The sequence below is a fragment of the Alcanivorax sp. 24 genome (genome assembly GCF_004360225.1).
GTDB lineage: Bacteria > Pseudomonadota > Gammaproteobacteria > Pseudomonadales > Alcanivoracaceae > Alloalcanivorax > Alloalcanivorax xiamenensis.
The window spans coordinates 60,359-76,975 of the sequence record NZ_SNUA01000006.1; the positions used below are offsets into that span (position 1 = coordinate 60,359).

Below are 16,617 nucleotides of genomic sequence, written 5' to 3' on the forward strand. Positions count from 1 at the left end.
CGCTAACCGGAAGGGTGGGGAAGGCGGTCCGGATGACCCTGAAGTCGCTTATTTCGAGTTCAGTTTATCGACCCACTGGTCAATTTGCTTTTCCGCCTCTTCCTTGGCGATACCGTATTTTGCCTGGATCTTGCCCAGCAGTACATCACGCTTGCCCTTGGCCTCCTCGATGTCGTCGTCGGTGAGTTTGCCCCAATGTTCCCGGACATTGCCTTTTAGCTCCTTCCAGCGGCCTTCGATGGTGTTCCAGTTCATCTTGTCTCTCCTGAGAGGGTCGATGAGTGGTGTCTCCAGTAATGACGGAGACGCTCCTTGCGCCGAGACGCCAGCACCACTATGGCAGGAGTCTGGTAATGGCCGGGGGAAAAGACTGTAAAAGCCGGGGCGGGGTCGGAAGCGGCACCCGGAGGTGCCGCTTCGGGCGAGGGATCAACGGCTGGCGCGTTTGCGCTCGGTTTCGGTGAGCAGTTTCTTGCGCAGACGCAGATGGTTTGGTGTCACTTCCACCAGTTCATCGTCCTCGATGAAGTCCAGGGCCTGCTCCAGGCTGAAGCGCACCGGAGGGGTGAGAATCACGTTCTCGTCGGTGCCGGAAGCACGCATGTTGGTGAGCTGCTTGCCCTTGGTGGGGTTTACCACCAGGTCATTGCCTCGGCTGTGGATGCCGATCAACTGGCCTTCATAGACCTCCACGTTGGGGTCGATCAGCATGCGGCCACGCTCCTGCAGATTGAACAGAGCGAACGCCAACACCTTGCCCTTGACCATGGAGACCAGCACGCCGTTGTTGCGCTGAGCCATGTCGCCGGGTTTGTACTCGCCGTAATGGCTGAAGGTGCTGTTGAGGATGCCGGTACCGGAGGTCAGCGTCAGGAACAGGCTGCGGAAGCCGATCAGGCCACGGCTGGGCACGACGAAGGTCAGGCGTACGCGGCCTTTGCCATCGGGCTCCATGTTGGTCATCTCGGCGCGGCGCAGGCCCAGGTGCTCCATGATCGCGCCCTGGTGCTGCTCTTCCACGTCGGCCATGACGTTTTCGTAGGGTTCCTGCTTCTGACCATCCACCTCACGCACGATCACTTGCGGGCGGCCCACCGCCAGCTCGAAGCCTTCGCGGCGCATGTTCTCGATCAGTACCGACAGGTGCAGTTCGCCGCGGCCGGAGACGCGGAACTGGTCGGCGCTGCCGGTTTCTTCCACGCGCAGGGCCACGTTGTGCTTGAGTTCCGCCTCCAGGCGCTCGCGGATCTGGCGGCTGGTGACGAACTTGCCGTCCTGGCCGGCGAACGGAGAGGTGTTGACATGGAACACCATGCTCACGGTCGGCTCGTCCACGGTCAGGGCGGGCAAGGCCTCGACCTGGGCCGGGTCGCACAGGGTGTCGGAGATGTCCAGCGGGTCGATGCCGGTGATACAGACAATGTCGCCGGCGGCGGCGTCCGGTACGTCGACACGCTCCAGGCCGTGGTAGCCCATGATCTGCAGCAGGCGGCCATTACGCACCTGGCCGTCGCGGTCCACCACCTTGACCTGCGTATTGGCCTTGACTTTGCCGCGCTTGATCCGGCCGATGCCGATCACGCCCAGATAGCTGTTGTAGTCCAGGGAGGAGATCTGCATCTGGAACGGGCCGTCCCGGTCCACCTCCGGTGCCGGTACGCGATCGATGATGGTCTGGAACAGCGGGCTCATATCCTCGGCCATGTCATCCGGATCGAGACCGGCGATGCCGTTGAGCGCGGAAGCGTATACCACCGGGAAGTCCAACTGTTCGTCGCTGGCGCCGAGATTGTCGAACAGGTCGAACACCTGGTCCATGACCCAGTCCGGGCGGGCACCGGGGCGGTCGATCTTGTTGATCACCACGATCGGCTTGAGGCCGGCGGCGAACGCTTTCTGGGTAACGAAGCGGGTTTGCGGCATGGGGCCGTCCACCGCGTCCACCAGCAGCAACACGGAATCCACCATCGACATCACCCGCTCCACCTCGCCGCCGAAGTCGGCGTGTCCCGGGGTATCGACGATGTTGATACGGTAGTCGCCGTATTTGAGGGCGGTGTTCTTGGAGAGGATGGTAATGCCCCGTTCCTTCTCCAGATCGTTGGAGTCCATTACGCGCTCGACGTCGCCGGCGCGGTCTCCCAGTGTGCCCGACTGTTGCAACAGCTTGTCCACCAGGGTGGTCTTGCCGTGGTCAACGTGGGCGATGATGGCGATATTGCGCAGGCGTTCAATCACGAAACAGGCTCCGAAGCGAGTAATAAGGCCGAGGCTGGGCCGCGGCGGGAGCGCATTGTACAGCCCCCTTGGCTACCGAGGCCACCGTCTTGTCGCCCTCCGGCCAGCCCCGGTCTGACGGCCATTTCTGATAGTGGGCGGCGTTCGCGGGCTATGAGAGAATGCGACCCGGTTCACGATTTTGCGGTTGTTGCTTCAAGGCGGTGTTCATTCGCCTAGAATGGCGCAACCAAACGGAGGTCGTACCGGTCATACACTGCCCGTCGAGGACTGTCCGTTCGAGCCTTTCTGGCTCCCGAGGTTGCGCGGTTTGGCATATCAGGTTGTCCGCGACGTTTCTTCAGAATGGTTCTGGACACGCGTGTTCCGGACCAGAATGCGGTTCTGAGCAAGGAAAGGTATTCGTTATATGCGGTTTGGGTGTGCGAGCGGCATCAGGTGTGGACTGGCGATAGCGCTCTGTCTGGCCCTGCCCATGAAAGCCGTCGCCGACGGTGAGGACCCTGGAAAGATCATTCTGGGCCTCAATGAAGAGGTCATGATCAAAGAGTTGGACATCGTCTTGCCCGCCAAACTGGATACCGGAGCCCAGTCCGCCTCGCTCAGCGCCCGGCAGGTCCGGATTTTCCAGCAGGACGGGCAGGATTGGGTTTCCTTTGATTTGTGGGTGATGCCGGAACAGCGTGAGAAAATCGGATTGGAGCAGGATCAGTGGCGCACCCTCGAATTGCCATTATCAAAACATGTGCGCATCAAGCGCCGTGCCGAAAATCAGATTGACGGTGCTCCGGGCTACAGCCGCCGGCCGGTGGTGGAATTGACGCTATGCGTCGGTGGCCGGGCCCGGCGGGTGGATGTCAATCTTACCGATCGCAGTGACTTCCGATTCCCGCTGCTGGTGGGATCCGAGGCACTGGTTTCGCTGGGGGCTCTGATAGACCCGGCACAGTCCATGAGCGGGGGTGCGCCATCCTGCTCCAGGGAAGAGACCATCGGCTTGGCGGCCGAAGAAACCGAATAAGGCTGGAACATGGGTTCTGTGAAACTGCACGCGCGGCTGCTGGCCGTGGCATTGTTGGTTCTGGGCATAGGCAGCATGGCCTACCAGATTCTGATTCAGAAAGTGCCGCTTACCGAAAGTGAAACCGATCCGGTCTGGGTGGTGGATGCCCAGGTCCAGTTCCAGGCCAGGGGTAACCACCCGGTGAAGGTGCGAATGTTCGTGCCGCCACTGGACAGTGGTTTCACCACCTTGAATGAGAGTTTTATCTCCAATAATTATGGCGTCAACGTCAGCCGTGAGGGTGGCAATCGGGTGGTGACCTGGTCCAGCCGCCGGGTGGAGGGCCAGCAGAGCCTGTATTACCGCTTGCTGATCACCCCCCGTTTCGCCGAGCCCGGCGGCCAGGCGAAGGAGCCGGGGCCGCAGTTCCGTCCCAGCCCGACGCTGTCCGGGCCGGAAAAAGTGGCCGCCGACGCTCTGCTGGCGCCGATTCGTCAGCACTCCGCGGACATCGAAACCTTCATCAGCGAGACCATCAAACGGGTTAACAGCCGAGACGACAACGACAATGTCCGGCTGTTGCTGGGCGGCAACATGACGTCGGAGAACCGGGCCCGGGTGGTGGATCTGCTGCTGGCGGTGGCGCACATCCCGGCGGAGCCGGTGTACACCCTGCGTTTGTCCGAGGTGCAGAATCAGCAGCCGGAGTTATGGCTGCGTTCCTACAACGGCAACGCCTGGTTGTATTTCAACCCCAATACCGGTCAGCAGGGGCTGCCGGAGGACCGTCTGGTGTGGTGGAGTGGACAGGCGCCACTGTACAACCTGGATGGGGGGCGCAACGCGGAGGTGAAGTTCAGCGTTCATCAGAATGAGATGAGCGCTCTGCAACTGGCACAGACGCTGAGTTCCCAGGACGTTTCCAGCTTCATTGACTTCTCGCTCTATGATTTGCCGCTACCGGTACAACAGCTCCACCGAATCCTGATCATGATTCCGGTGGGGGTGCTGCTGGTGCTGTTGATGCGCAGTCTGATTGGCGTGGAGACCCTTGGTACTTTCACGCCGGTACTGATCGCCCTGGCGTTCCGCGAGACCCAGGTGGTCTGGGGGGTGATCCTGTTCACCTTCATCACCACCATCGGTTTGTCGTTGCGATCGTATCTGGAGCATCTCAAGTTACAGTTGATGGCCCGATTGTCGGTGGTGCTGACCTTCGTGGTGATCATGATCGGCCTGATCAGTTTGTTCAGCTACAAGCTGGGTCTGGAAGTGGGGCTGTCGGTGGCGCTGTTCCCGATGGTGATTCTGACCATGGTGATCGAGCGGATGTCGATTGTCTGGGAAGAGCGGGGCGGACCACAGTCCATGAAAGTGGCCATCGGCACCTTGGTGGTGGCGATTCTCTGTCATTTGCTGATGGTGTGGAGTCCGCTGGTCTATCTGGTGTTCACCTTCCCGGGCATCCTCCTGGTGCTGGCCGCGGTCATGGTGTTCATGGGGCACTATCGCGGCTACCGGCTCACTGAACTGGTGCGCTTCCGGGCCATGACCGAAGAGGGACGCTGAATGTTCGGGGTGAAGACCTGGCGCGCTCTGCGGCGGCGCGGCGTAATGGGCATCAACCAGCGTAACGGCGATTATGTGCTGCGTTATAACGACCGTCGCTTGTACCCGCTGGTGGACGACAAAATCCGCACCAAGAAGCTGGCGCTGGACGCCGGTATCCGGGCGCCGGATATGTACGGCATCATCGAGACCGAGCAGGGCATCGGCAAGGTGGCGGAGATCGTGGAAACCCACGGGGATTTCGTCATCAAACCCTCCCAGGGGGCCGGCGGTGACGGCATCATGGTCATTTCCGATCGCTTCGAGGGGTATTACCGCACGGTCTCCGGCCGCATGGTCAGCCCCGAGGAGATGGAGTTTCACATTTCCGGGATCATTTCCGGTATCTATTCACTGGGCGGCCATCGTGATCGCGCGCTGATTGAATACCGGGTCCGTTCCACCGATCTGTTTGACCGCATCAGCATCGGCGGGGTGCCGGATGTCCGTATCATCGTGCTCAAGGGCTACCCGGTGTTCGCCATGCTGCGTTTGCCCACCCGGCAGTCCGATGGCAAGGCCAATCTGCACCAGGGCGCCATCGGGGTGGGCGTGGACATCGCCACCGGGGTGACTCTGGCCGGCACCTGGCACAACCTGAAAATCGACCGCCATCCCGATACCGCGCACCCGGTGGCCGGCGTCACTATCCCGGATTGGGAGGAGTGTCTGGCGCTGGCGGCGCGCTGCTATGACCTGACCGGTCTGGGGTACCTTGGCGTGGATCTGGTGCTGGACAAGCATAAAGGGCCGATGATGCTGGAATTGAATGCCCGTCCCGGCCTCAATATCCAGATCGCCAATGATGATGGATTGCTGCGTCGCTGCGGTATCGTTGAGCGCCATCTGGAACAGCGCGGCAAGGATGAAGGCGAGGAACTGGTGGCGCAGAGGGTACTGTTCTCAAAACGTCATTTCGCGGTGGCGACTCCGGAGCCGCCGGATGCGGCCACGGAATAATCGCCTTTTCGAAGTGACTGACGTGGCAACGTGGGATGGCTGACCTTGGCGTTAGCCATCAGCATTAAGCTTCGGTTAAGTTTTTGTGGCCGGGCTTGTCGGAATTTACATTCCCGATGAGCCTGGTTGATGACACAAAGATCCCGTCCTTCCTTTCCGTCCACACCCTGGTGCCGCTTCTTTTTAATCAATTACGTGCTTATTCTGATCGCCTGCCTGCATGTGGCGAGGCAGGCATTGCTGCAACCGGGCAGTGTCTGGAGCCTGCTCTTCCTGCTGGTGGACGGTCAGATCCATGATCTCTACGGTTTCCATCTTAACGGCTTCGTCTGGAATCTGTTGACCACGCCGGGGGGCTTCACCTCCATGGGGGCGGCCTATGGCGCCGCGCATTTTCTCGCTTACCGTCCGGTGCTCAACGCTTCCCAAGCGGTACCGTTTTATCAGCCCACCACGTTATGTCGTTTCTGGATCAGCGGAACGCGGCGGAACCGTTCTTCGGCTTTCTGTTTTTCGAGCGCGCTATTACTTTCCCGCGGAAAGCGTGATCCGGCCGGATTATCTGAAGAACTTCAACTACGCCACCATGGACCTGGAACAGGACATTGACGGTATTGTTAAGGTTCATCGCGGTTTAGAAGGCCACGGCGCTTCAATCATGGGCACGGGTCTGTAACGGAAGGGGCTACCAACCGCTGTATTCGCCAGCAAGCTGGTCTCCCACGGATCATGCCACGAAGCCGCTGTGGGAAGTTTGCTTGCAAGCGAATCGCCAACGGCCCAGGGCATTCGCGGCCAAGCGGAGCGCCGCCGGGGCCGCTTCCCACGGCGGCTTCGTGGCATGATCTGAATCGATGTCTTCGAGGTAACCGAGCAATACGGGTCTCCTTTCCTCTCCTGGAAAGGTTTGTCGTTGTTGGCGTCCGCAACGCGGCGGTTCACTCGAATCGGGGCTGCACGGCCCCCCCCGGCCGGAGCGACCCTTCCCGCTAAACCGCGATGAACCATAAAAAAAGCGTTGCTTAGTGCTTGCCAGGGCATTGGGTCTGGCTTTGCATTATCAGCGTCCAGCGTCCAGCGTCCAGCGTCCAGCGTCCAGCGTCCAGCGTCCAGCGTCCAGCGTCCAGCGTCCAGCGTCCAGCGTCCAGCGGATAGTGCTACCCGGCCCGGGTTTGCTATACTCGCCGCCCATTTTTTGACCGGCACGCGAGCCGACCTATGACCGAGTCAGCCCCTCGAACGCTGCAACAACCGCTGCAACGACGCGCCATCGCCCTGGTTTCCGGCGGCCTGGACTCCATGCTGGCGGTGAAAGTCATGCAGGAACAAGGCATCCACGTCGAAGGGGTGAATTTCTTCACCGGCTTCTGCGTGGAAGGCCACACTCACGCCATTCGCAAGAAGGACAAGGACAAAAACAAGCGCAATAATGCGCTTTGGGTCGCCGAGCAGCTGGGTATCAAGCTGCATATCGTGGATATTTCGGAGGAGTACAAGGATGTGGTACTCAATCCGAAACACGGCTACGGCGCCAATCTGAATCCCTGCCTGGACTGCAAGATCTTCATGGTCAACAAGGCCACCCTGATGCTGAACAAGGCACGGGAGCTGGCCGGCGAGAAGGGGTTCGACTTCATCATCACCGGTGAGGTGGTGGGGCAGCGCCCCAAGAGCCAGCGCAAGGAAACCATGCCGATCATCAGCCGCGAATCCGGCGCCGATGACCGCCTGCTGCGCCCGCTCAGCGCCAGGAACCTGCCGGAGACCCTGCCGGAGCGGGAGGGCTGGGTGGATCGCAGCCGATTGCACGACTTCTCCGGCCGTAATCGCAAGCCGCAAATGGCACTGGCCAAGCGCTTTGGCCTGGATGACTTCGCCCAACCCGCCGGCGGCTGTTGCTTCCTTACCGATGAGTCCTATTCGCGCAAGCTGGCGGATCTGTGGCAAGCCCGTAACGAGCGCCGCTATGAACTGGATGACATCATGCTGCTGAAGGTGGGGCGGCATATCCGTCCGGCGCCGCACTACAAGCTGATCATTAGCCGTGAAGAAGGGGAGAACCGCTTCCTGGAAGGGTATCGGTATCAGTTCACCAGCATCACCACGTCGAGCTGCCCCGGTCCGCTGGCCCTGATCGACGGTGAGCTGACATCCGATGAGGAACTGCGCCAGGCGGCCGCCATCGTCGCCCGTTATTCCAAGGGGCGAACCGATGACGAGGTGGTGGTGGAAGTGCGCGATCCCAGCGGCGTGGCTCGCCAGTTACCGGTGTGCCCGGCGACGCCGGATCAGGTGCCACAGGAATGGATGGTATAACCATGAGCCATCATGAATTGGACGCCCGCCGGTTGCTGTGTCCGATGCCGGTGATCAAAACCCAGAATCAAGTGAATGCGCTTCAACAAGGCGATACCCTGACGGTGATCTGCACCGATCCGGGGGCGCTCAATGACATTCCCGCCTGGTGCCGGATCAATGGTCATGCGGTGCTGGAGACCCGGGAAGAAGGTCATGAGGTGCGGGTGACGCTTGAGATTGGGGAGTCTTCGATTGCACTGTAATGGTGCGTTCTTGTCATGCATGCACAGTATTGGTGCTTTCATGCCGGGTATGCCGGCCGATTTCGGGGCGTTACGGCCCGAATGCGCTAAAAAAGGGCTGGCACGTAATTTGCTCACCTATTGGCATGCGGGGCCGAGTGCCCGAGAATAGCGGCTTCGAGTGGTCGGCCCGCCGATACCACTGAATGCCAGACACATACCCGTTCCAGGAGGACGTTCTACAATGTCTGAAAAGACGCTGAAGCTGATCAAAGATAACGACGTGAAGTGGGTCGATCTGCGTTTTACCGATAGCCGGGGTAAGGAGCAGCACGTCACCATTCCGAGTTCGGAAGTGGACGAGGACTTCTTCCAGGACGGCAAGATGTTCGATGGTTCTTCCATCGCTGGCTGGAAAGGTATCAACGAGTCCGACATGATCATGATGCCGGACGACAGTTCCGCGGTGATCGATCCGTTCACCGACGTTACCACCCTGAACCTGCGTTGCACCATCGTCGAGCCCTCCACCATGCAGGGCTACGAGCGCGATCCCCGCTCCGTGGCTCAGCGCGCCGAGGAATATCTGAAGTCCACCGGCATCGCCGACAGCGCCCTGTTCGGTCCGGAGCCGGAATTCTTCGTGTTTGATTCCGTACAGTGGAAGTCCGACATGTCCGGCGCCATGTACAACATCTACTCCGAAGAAGCGGCCTGGGTGTCCGCCGATGAGTTCGAGAAGAACAACATCGGTCACCGTCCGGGTGTGAAAGGCGGCTACTTCCCGGTACCGCCGGTGGATTCCCTGCACGACCTGCGCGCCGCCATGTGCGCCGCCATGGAGCAGATGGGCCTGGAAATCGAAGTGCACCACCACGAAGTGGGCACCGCCGGCCAGTGCGAAATCGGTGTTGGCGCCAACACCCTGACCGCCAAGGCCGACGAAGTTCAGATCCTGAAGTACTGCGTTCACAACGTGGCTCATGCTTATGGCAAGACCGCCACCTTCATGCCCAAGCCGCTGATCGGTGACAACGGTTCCGGTATGCACGTGCACGTGTCCCTGGCCAAGGACGGCAAGAACCTGTTTGCCGGCGACAGCTACGCGGGACTGTCCGAGGAAGCCCTGTACTTCATCGGCGGTATCATCAAGCACGCTCGCGCCATCAACGCCTTCACCAACGGTTCCACCAACTCCTACAAGCGTCTGGTACCCGGTTTCGAAGCACCGGTAATGCTGGCCTACTCCGCCCGCAACCGTTCCGCTTCCATCCGGATTCCGTGGGTGAACAGCCCGAAAGCCCGTCGTATCGAGGCGCGCTTCCCGGATCCGTCCGCCAACCCGTACCTGTGCTTCGCGGCGCTGCTGATGGCCGGCCTGGACGGCATCAAGAACAAGATGCACCCGGGCGATGCCATGGACAAGGACTTGTACGATCTGCCGGCCGAGGAAGCTCAGGGCATCCCGACCGTGGCTCATACCCTGACCATGGCTCTGGATTGCCTGGAAGCGGACTACGAGTTCCTGATGGCCGGCGATGTGTTCACCAAGGACATGCTGGACGGTTACATCCAGCTCAAGCGTGAAGAGATCGAGCGTCTGAACATGACTCCGCATCCGGTCGAGTTCGACATGTACTACAGCTGCTAAGAATCCCAAGTTCCCGGCAGTTGCAAGGCCCCGCTCCGGCGGGGCCTTTTTTGTGGTTCATGGCGGCATAACGATTGCTGGCACGGAAGGGGGGCTATGAAGCCGCTGTGGGAAGCTTGCTTGCAAGCGAATGGGTTTCCGGGCCCCAAGATTCGCTTGCAAGCAAGCTTCCCACAGCGGCCTTGTAGTAGTTTCCGAGTTTATGTCTCCAAGGCCCACAAAGGGCGGGGCCCATAGTGTGCCCCAGACCCTTTTATCCCTGTTCCGGTGCGGTCAGAATCAAAGCCATGACTCTTGGGGGAGAGGAGGACCGCATGAAAACCACAACCGTTCTGTTGATCACTTTGCTTGGCGTCTGCGCCGCTGTCTCGGTGCGGGCCGGCGATGTGTCGGAAACAGGGGGCGCGATGATCTTTCGTAGTGTCGATGAGCACGGCAACGTGACGTTCACTGACTCGCCGCCGAAGGGACGCGACGCGGAGGCGGTACGCATTGGCCCGACCAATACCGTGCCAGGGCCGCGACAGGAACGGCCGCCGGCCGAGCCGCCGGAGTCGTCGCTGCCGGTTTTCGAGGGCTACCAGCGTCTGGCGATTGTTTCCCCGCGGCCGAACGCCACGGTGCGCAATCCGGAGGGGCCGATCAGCGTGGAAGTAGCGCTGGAGCCGGCGCTTCAGGCCGGGCACCGGCTTGAGGTTCTGGACAATGGCGAACCTTTGGCTGGAACCGCGCTGAGGGATCCGGAGCGGGGCAGTCATGTGCTGGTGGCGCGAGTGCTGGACCAGGAGGGCAAGGAGATCAAACGCTCCGCCACGGTCACGGTGCATGTGCATCGCACCAGCCGATTGCAAAGCGGTCAGGCACCGGCACCCAGTGGACGGGCAGGGATCGGGCAGGCTGCCCAGCGAGGGGGCGCCGCCAGCCCCGGGACCGGCAGTGCTCGCGGAAGTAGCGCGAAGACCGGTTCTCCGGCCTCCGTGGGCCAGCCTGCCAGCCGTGCTCAAACCGTCAAGCCCGATTCCTGACCCTCTTTCCATGATTCGCACCAAATCGGTGCATCCCTTCCGCGTAGTGATTACACTGATTTTGGCCGCCTGGCCTTTTTGACGCCCTTCAGCGGTGCCCGGTATGCCTCATTCCGGCGGTTCTGACGGGTGGCCTGATAATTGCTTGTGCCCCGTTATGGGCCGAATCATGAAGACCGAGAAGGTAATGCACAAACGCTTGCTGGATCACCTGCGTACCGCGGTGATGCTGCTGGATGATGAGCTGCGGGTTTGTTATCTCAACCCGGCGGCGGAGATTCTGTTGTCCACCAGTGCCAGCCGGATCATCGGCCAACTGCTGCCGGACTATTTCCATGATGATGGCAATGCCCGCGACGCACTAAAGCAGTGCATCGAGGACGGTAACCCCTTTACCCGCCGGGAGGCGAAGCTGGATGTGACTCCCGGGGTGCAGGTAACGGTGGACTACAGTATTACGCCGTTACAGGAACCCGGTTATCCGATGGCGCTGCTGGTGGAAATGCAGGGGCTCGACCGCATGCTCAAAATCAGCCGCGAGGAGGCTCTGGTGCACGCGCATCAGGCCACCCGCGCGTTGGTGCGGGGCGTGGCGCACGAAATCAAAAATCCGCTGGGTGGGATCCGCGGCGCCGCGCAACTGCTGGAGCGTGCTTTGCCCAGCCCGGATCTGGCTGAGTACACACGGGTAATCATCGACGAGGCGGACCGCCTGCGTTCAGTGGCGGATCGCATGCTCGGGCCGCGCAAACCGCCGGCGTTCGCCGACGTGAACGTGCACGAATGTCTGGAGCATGTGCGTCAACTGTTGCTGGCGGAATACCCTCAGGGGGTGCGCATCCTGCGCGACTACGATGTCAGTCTGCCGGACATCCCCGCCGACCGTGATCAACTGATCCAGGTGCTGCTCAATCTGATGCGCAACGCGATTCAGGCGTTGTTGGAATCCGGCACCGAGGGCGCCCAGGTCCTTTTGCGCACCCGGGTATTGCGGCAATTCACCATCGGTTCCACCCGCCACCGTCTGGTGCTGCGGGTGGACATTGAAGATAACGGCCCGGGGATTCCCGAAGAGTTAAGGGAAACCCTTTTTTATCCCATGGTCAGCGGTCGAGCCAATGGCTCCGGCCTGGGTTTGTCCATTGCCCAATCCATCATCAGCCAGCACCAGGGGTTGATCGAATGCGACAGCGAACCGGGCCGGACCCTGTTCAGTTTGCTGCTGCCCATGGAGTTACCGGAAGCGAACTTCGCCACCTCGGATTCGGCCTGACAGGCCGGCCGGTGGCCAGATGATGTAGGGAGAGCACAGGCATGACCTCGACCATATGGGTGATTGACGATGACCGTTCCATCCGCTGGGTGCTGGAGAAAGCGCTCAGCCAGGAAGGGTTTCAACTGGCCTGTTTCGAGGATGCGGATGAGGCCCTGAATACCCTGGAAGAAGGTGCCAGGGAGCCGGATGTGCTGATTTCCGACGTGCGCATGCCCGGTACCGACGGGCTGCGCATGCTGAAGATTCTGCAGCGCAAGCACCCGGATCTGCCCGTTATCATCATGACCGCGCACTCGGATCTGGACTCGGCGGTGGCCTCCTATCAGGGCGGCGCATTCGAATATCTGCCCAAACCGTTCGATGTGGACGAGGCGGTGGCTTTGGTGAAACGGGCCATCAAGCACCGTCAGGAAGCCCAGGGCGAAGCGGTGGTGGCCAACGAGGAAACCCCCACCGAGATCATCGGAGAAGCGCCGGCCATGCAGGAGGTGTTTCGCGCCATCGGGCGGCTCAGCCACTCCAATGTCACCGTGCTGATCAACGGCCAGTCGGGCACGGGTAAGGAGTTGGTGGCGCGGGCGCTACACCGTCATTCCATGCGCCGGGAAAAGCCGTTCGTGGCGCTGAACATGGCGGCGATCCCCAAGGACTTGATCGAATCCGAGTTGTTCGGCCATGAAAAAGGCGCGTTCACCGGCGCCAATGCCCAGCGGGTCGGCCGCTTCGAGCAATCCAATGGCGGCACCCTGTTTCTGGATGAGATCGGTGATATGCCGCTGGAGGCCCAGACGCGACTGCTGCGGGTGCTGCAGGAAAACGAGTTCTACCGGGTCGGCGGTACCACGCCGATTCATGTGGATGTGCGTATCATCGCCGCCACCCACCAGGATCTGGAACGGTTGGTGCGCGAGGGCGATTTCCGCGAAGACCTGTTCCACCGTCTCAATGTTATTCGCATCCATATCCCGAAACTGGCGGAGCGTCGGGAAGACATACCGCAACTGGCCGGGTATTTCCTGCAACGGGCCGCCAGCGAGCTGGGCGTGGAGCCCAAGGTACTGCACAAGGACACCGAAAAGTACCTGGCGGCATTGCCCTGGCAAGGTAATGTGCGTCAACTGGAGAACACCTGCCGTTGGCTGACGGTGATGGCCTCCGGCCGGGAGGTGCTGGTGGACGACCTGCCGCCGGAACTGCGCCAGTCAGTGGGACGGCCCAGCGAAGGCGGCGGCGACTGGCAGAAATCCCTGCGCCAGTGGGCGGACCGGGCGCTTGCCCAGGGCGATCGGGCGATCCTGGACCAGGCGGTGCCGGTGTTCGAGCGCACCATGATTGAAGTGGCGCTGCAGCATACCGGCGGCCGTAAGCGCGACGCGGCGGCGTTGTTGGGGTGGGGCCGCAACACCCTGACCCGCAAGATCAAGGAGCTGGACATGGAAGCGGAGTTCAGCGGCGAGGATTGAAAAGGGGCGGGGCGCCAGACGCCAGACGCCAGACGCTAAAGTCAAAACCCGGGCTGCGGGCGTTGCGGAAATAAAAAATTGCCGGGAGCAATTTTTAACGTTGCTGTGCGACGGCCCGAAGGGTGACCGCCATGGATGGCGGTCATAAAAAATTGCCGGGAGCAATTTTTAACGTTGCTGTGCGACGGCCCGAAGGGTGACCGCCATGGATGGCGGTCATAAAAAAAGGTTCATCGCGGTTTAGCGGGAAGGGTCGCTCCGGCGGGGGCTCCCGTATTGGTCGGTTACCTCGAAGACCTCCCTTCAGAGGTGGCTACAGCGCCGCTGTGGGAAGCTTGCTGGCAAGCGAATCGCCAATGGCTCAGGGCATTCGCGGCCAAGCGGAGCGCCGCCCGGGCCGCTTCCCACAGCGGTTTCGTGGCAGATCCGTGGGAGACCAGCTTGCTGGCGAATTCCGGCCCTCTGATGTTGGGATATTCGCTTGCCAGCAAGCTTCCCACAGCGGCTTCGTGGCATGATCCGTGGGAGACCAGCTTGCTGGCGAATACAGCGGTTGGTAGCCCCTTCCGTTACAGACCCGTGCCCATGATTGAAGCGCCGTGGCCCGCCAAACCGCGATGAACCTAAAAAAAGGCGTTTTAGTGCTTGCCAGGGCGTTGGGTCTGGTTTTGCATTATCGGCGTCCGGCGTCCGGCGTCCGGCGTCCGGCGTCCGGCGTCCGGCGTCCGGCGTCCGGCGTCTTGCGCTCATTCCCGCAATCCTTATGCTGGAGCGCACTCCGGCAAGAAGATCATCATGGCGCTGTATCCTCCTCTCGAACCCTATCAGCACGAGTATCTGGCCGTCGGCGACGGCCATGAGCTCTATCTGGAACAATGCGGCAATCCGGACGGTGTGCCGGTGATGGTGCTCCACGGCGGCCCCGGTGGCGGCAGTTCGCCATTGCTGCGCAGACTGTTCGATCCACGTCATTACCGCATTGTGCTCCATGACCAGCGCGGCGCCGGCAAGAGTCGTCCTCATGCCGGTACCGACCACAATACCCTGTCGCATCTGGTCAATGACATCGAACGCATTCGCTGTCATCTGGGCGTATCTCGCTGGCAGGTGGTGATGGGAGGATCCTGGGGCAGCACGCTGGCTCTCAGCTATGCTCTGGAACACGGCGACCGAGTGGCGTCGCTGGTGTTGCGCGGTGTCTTTCTGTGCCGGCGGCAAGACATGGACTGGCTTTATACGGAGCACGGCGCCGCCCGCTATCGCCCCGAGCAATGGCAACGGCTGGTGGATGCCCTGCCGGCCGGAGAAGGCACGGTGCTGGCGCGCTATCACGCCGCCCTTGCCGCTGGCGAAGCGCGGAGCGGGGAGGGTATGCGGTTGGCCCGGGAATGGACACTTTGGGAAACCCATCTGTCCGCCCTGATACCGCTAGCCGGCTTGGATGTGGATGGCCACGCCTGGTCCATGGCCAGACTGGAAACCCATTACTTCATGCACGATGGTTTTTTGCCGGAACCCTTGTTGCCGCGCTGCGCGCAACTGCGCTGCCCGGTGGAAATCGTGCATGGCAGCTATGATTTGGTGTGTCCGCCGGAACAGGCGTGGCTGTTACATGAAGCGCTGCCAGACAGCCGTTTGCGGTGGGTGCCCGGTGCCGGCCATGCCACCAGTGAGGCGGGGGTCGGAGAGGCGTTGATTGCCGCGGTCCATCGGCTGGAGCAACGCGGGGATCTGGCGTGAAGGTACTGCTACAGAGAGTGCGCCAGGCCCATGTGGAGGTGGCGGGGGAAGAGGTTGGTCGTATCGGCCGGGGTCTGTTGGTGTTGGTCGGTGTGGAGCACGGTGATGAGTCCGACACGGCCCGGCGGTTGGCGGAACGGGTGAGCGGCTACCGGGTGTTCGCGGATTCCGAGGGCAAGATGAATCTGGATGTTCGCGCTGTGGCCGGGGAAGTGCTGGCGGTGTCTCAGTTCACTCTGGCGGCGGATACCCGCAAAGGGCGCCGGCCCGGATTCTCCAGCGCCGCGGAGCCGGCCCTGGGGCTGCGCCTGTACCAGGAGTTTGTCGAGGCATTGAAAGCACGGCGTGTGCCGGTGGCGACCGGCCGTTTCGGTGCTGACATGCAGGTGCATTTGATCAATGACGGGCCGGTGACTTTTCTGCTGGAGCTGTGATCCGGGTCAGGTTGCGTTTTGTAAATGGCCTTTTTTTAGGTGACAGCCGTATTGCAATGGAACAACCCTGGTTTATGATGATTCGCATGCTCCCGGGGATCGTCGATGGGGGCCAAGGCAAGTTCCTTAGGGACGATGGTAAAAAACATCAGGAGATCAAAGATGAAAAAAACGCTTCTTGCTGCTGCACTGATGGGTGCTTCCTTCTCCGCTCACGCCGTGGCTCCGGGTGGTCCGGGCTGTGGTTGGGGTAACCTGTTATTCGAAGGCAAATCCGGCCTTCCCATGCATCTTTTGGCCACGATTGTGAACGGTACCTCCGGCAACGCCACTTTCGGTATGACTTCCGGTACCAACGGTTGTGACACCAATGGCGCCCTGACCTACAGCGGTGAAAGCCTGCTGGGGATGACCGGCGTGATGGAAGAAGTGGCTCAGGACATGGCGGTGGGTGAAGGTGAGGCCCTGACCGCGCTGTCCGTTTCCATCGGTGTGGACGCGGCGGATCGCGCTCACTTCAACAGCATCATGCATCAGAACTTCGCCTCCATCTTCCCGAGCCAGGACGTCACTGCCGCGGAAGTGATGCAGCAAATCAACATGGTAATGAGCCAGGATCAACAACTGGCCAAGTACGTATAAGTGCTTGACGGCCCCGCTGCTTTGGCGGGGCCTTCGT

15 protein-coding genes are annotated in these 16,617 nt (G+C 61.0%); 13 read left to right on the top strand and 2 right to left on the bottom strand.

The window, feature by feature from the left end; all coding sequences use genetic code 11:
* Positions 1-48 precede the first annotated feature (48 nt).
* Positions 49-255 carry a CsbD family protein gene (locus E0L37_RS09960; protein WP_022997152.1) on the bottom strand — a complete coding sequence of 69 codons (207 nt, stop codon included), beginning with the start codon at positions 253-255 and terminating at the stop codon, positions 49-51.
* 174 nt (positions 256-429) lie between these two features.
* Positions 430-2,238, bottom strand: coding sequence for a translational GTPase TypA (gene typA / locus E0L37_RS09965; protein ID WP_133491598.1), 1,809 nt, complete (start codon positions 2,236-2,238; stop codon positions 430-432).
* Positions 2,239-2,713: 475 nt separating this feature from the next.
* Here typA and E0L37_RS09970 point away from each other — a divergent pair, with 475 nt between their 5' ends.
* From E0L37_RS09970 to E0L37_RS10035, 13 genes are all read left to right on the top strand, one after another.
* On the top strand, positions 2,714-3,259 hold the full coding sequence (locus E0L37_RS09970; RefSeq protein ID WP_236564205.1) for a RimK/LysX family protein: 546 nt from the start codon (positions 2,714-2,716) through the stop codon (positions 3,257-3,259).
* A 9-nt stretch (positions 3,260-3,268) separates the two neighbouring features.
* Positions 3,269-4,810 (top strand): inactive transglutaminase family protein, encoded by a 1,542-nt coding sequence (locus E0L37_RS09975; RefSeq protein WP_133491599.1) that lies wholly within the window; start codon positions 3,269-3,271, stop codon positions 4,808-4,810.
* A complete protein-coding gene (locus E0L37_RS09980) occupies positions 4,811-5,809 on the top strand; it encodes an alpha-L-glutamate ligase-like protein (protein ID WP_133491600.1) in 999 nt (332 codons plus the stop codon).
* Between the two features lie 129 nt (positions 5,810-5,938).
* A complete protein-coding gene (locus tag E0L37_RS21680) occupies positions 5,939-6,418 on the top strand; it encodes a DUF3413 domain-containing protein (RefSeq protein WP_205655600.1) in 480 nt (159 codons plus the stop codon).
* Between the two features lie 609 nt (positions 6,419-7,027).
* Positions 7,028-8,125 carry a tRNA (5-methylaminomethyl-2-thiouridylate)-methyltransferase gene (locus E0L37_RS09995; RefSeq protein WP_133491602.1) on the top strand — a complete coding sequence of 366 codons (1,098 nt, stop codon included), beginning with the start codon at positions 7,028-7,030 and terminating at the stop codon, positions 8,123-8,125.
* 2 nt (positions 8,126-8,127) lie between these two features.
* Positions 8,128-8,370: a sulfurtransferase TusA family protein gene (locus tag E0L37_RS10000; RefSeq protein WP_133491603.1), complete on the top strand. Its 243-nt coding sequence runs from the start codon at positions 8,128-8,130 to the stop codon at positions 8,368-8,370.
* A gap of 223 nt (positions 8,371-8,593) precedes the next feature.
* A complete protein-coding gene (gene glnA / locus E0L37_RS10005; RefSeq protein WP_133491604.1) occupies positions 8,594-10,000 on the top strand; it encodes a glutamate--ammonia ligase in 1,407 nt (468 codons plus the stop codon).
* 314 nt (positions 10,001-10,314) lie between these two features.
* On the top strand, positions 10,315-11,025 hold the full coding sequence (locus E0L37_RS10010) for a DUF4124 domain-containing protein (RefSeq protein ID WP_166643036.1): 711 nt from the start codon (positions 10,315-10,317) through the stop codon (positions 11,023-11,025).
* Between the two features lie 169 nt (positions 11,026-11,194).
* Positions 11,195-12,298 (top strand): nitrogen regulation protein NR(II), encoded by a 1,104-nt coding sequence (gene glnL / locus E0L37_RS10015; RefSeq protein ID WP_166643037.1) that lies wholly within the window; start codon positions 11,195-11,197, stop codon positions 12,296-12,298.
* 41 nt (positions 12,299-12,339) lie between these two features.
* Positions 12,340-13,764, top strand: a complete 1,425-nt coding sequence (gene glnG, locus E0L37_RS10020; protein ID WP_133491607.1) for a nitrogen regulation protein NR(I) — start codon at positions 12,340-12,342, stop codon at positions 13,762-13,764.
* A 795-nt stretch (positions 13,765-14,559) separates the two neighbouring features.
* Positions 14,560-15,504, top strand: coding sequence for a prolyl aminopeptidase (gene pip, locus E0L37_RS10025; RefSeq protein WP_133491608.1), 945 nt, complete (start codon positions 14,560-14,562; stop codon positions 15,502-15,504).
* Complete coding sequence (gene dtd, locus E0L37_RS10030; protein ID WP_133491609.1) at positions 15,501-15,938, top strand: D-aminoacyl-tRNA deacylase; 438 nt, start codon at positions 15,501-15,503, stop codon at positions 15,936-15,938. Before pip ends, dtd begins: the two co-directional genes overlap by 4 nt.
* A 162-nt stretch (positions 15,939-16,100) precedes the next feature.
* Positions 16,101-16,580, top strand: a complete 480-nt coding sequence (locus E0L37_RS10035; RefSeq protein WP_133491610.1) for a DUF3015 domain-containing protein — start codon at positions 16,101-16,103, stop codon at positions 16,578-16,580.
* Positions 16,581-16,617 lie beyond the last annotated feature (37 nt).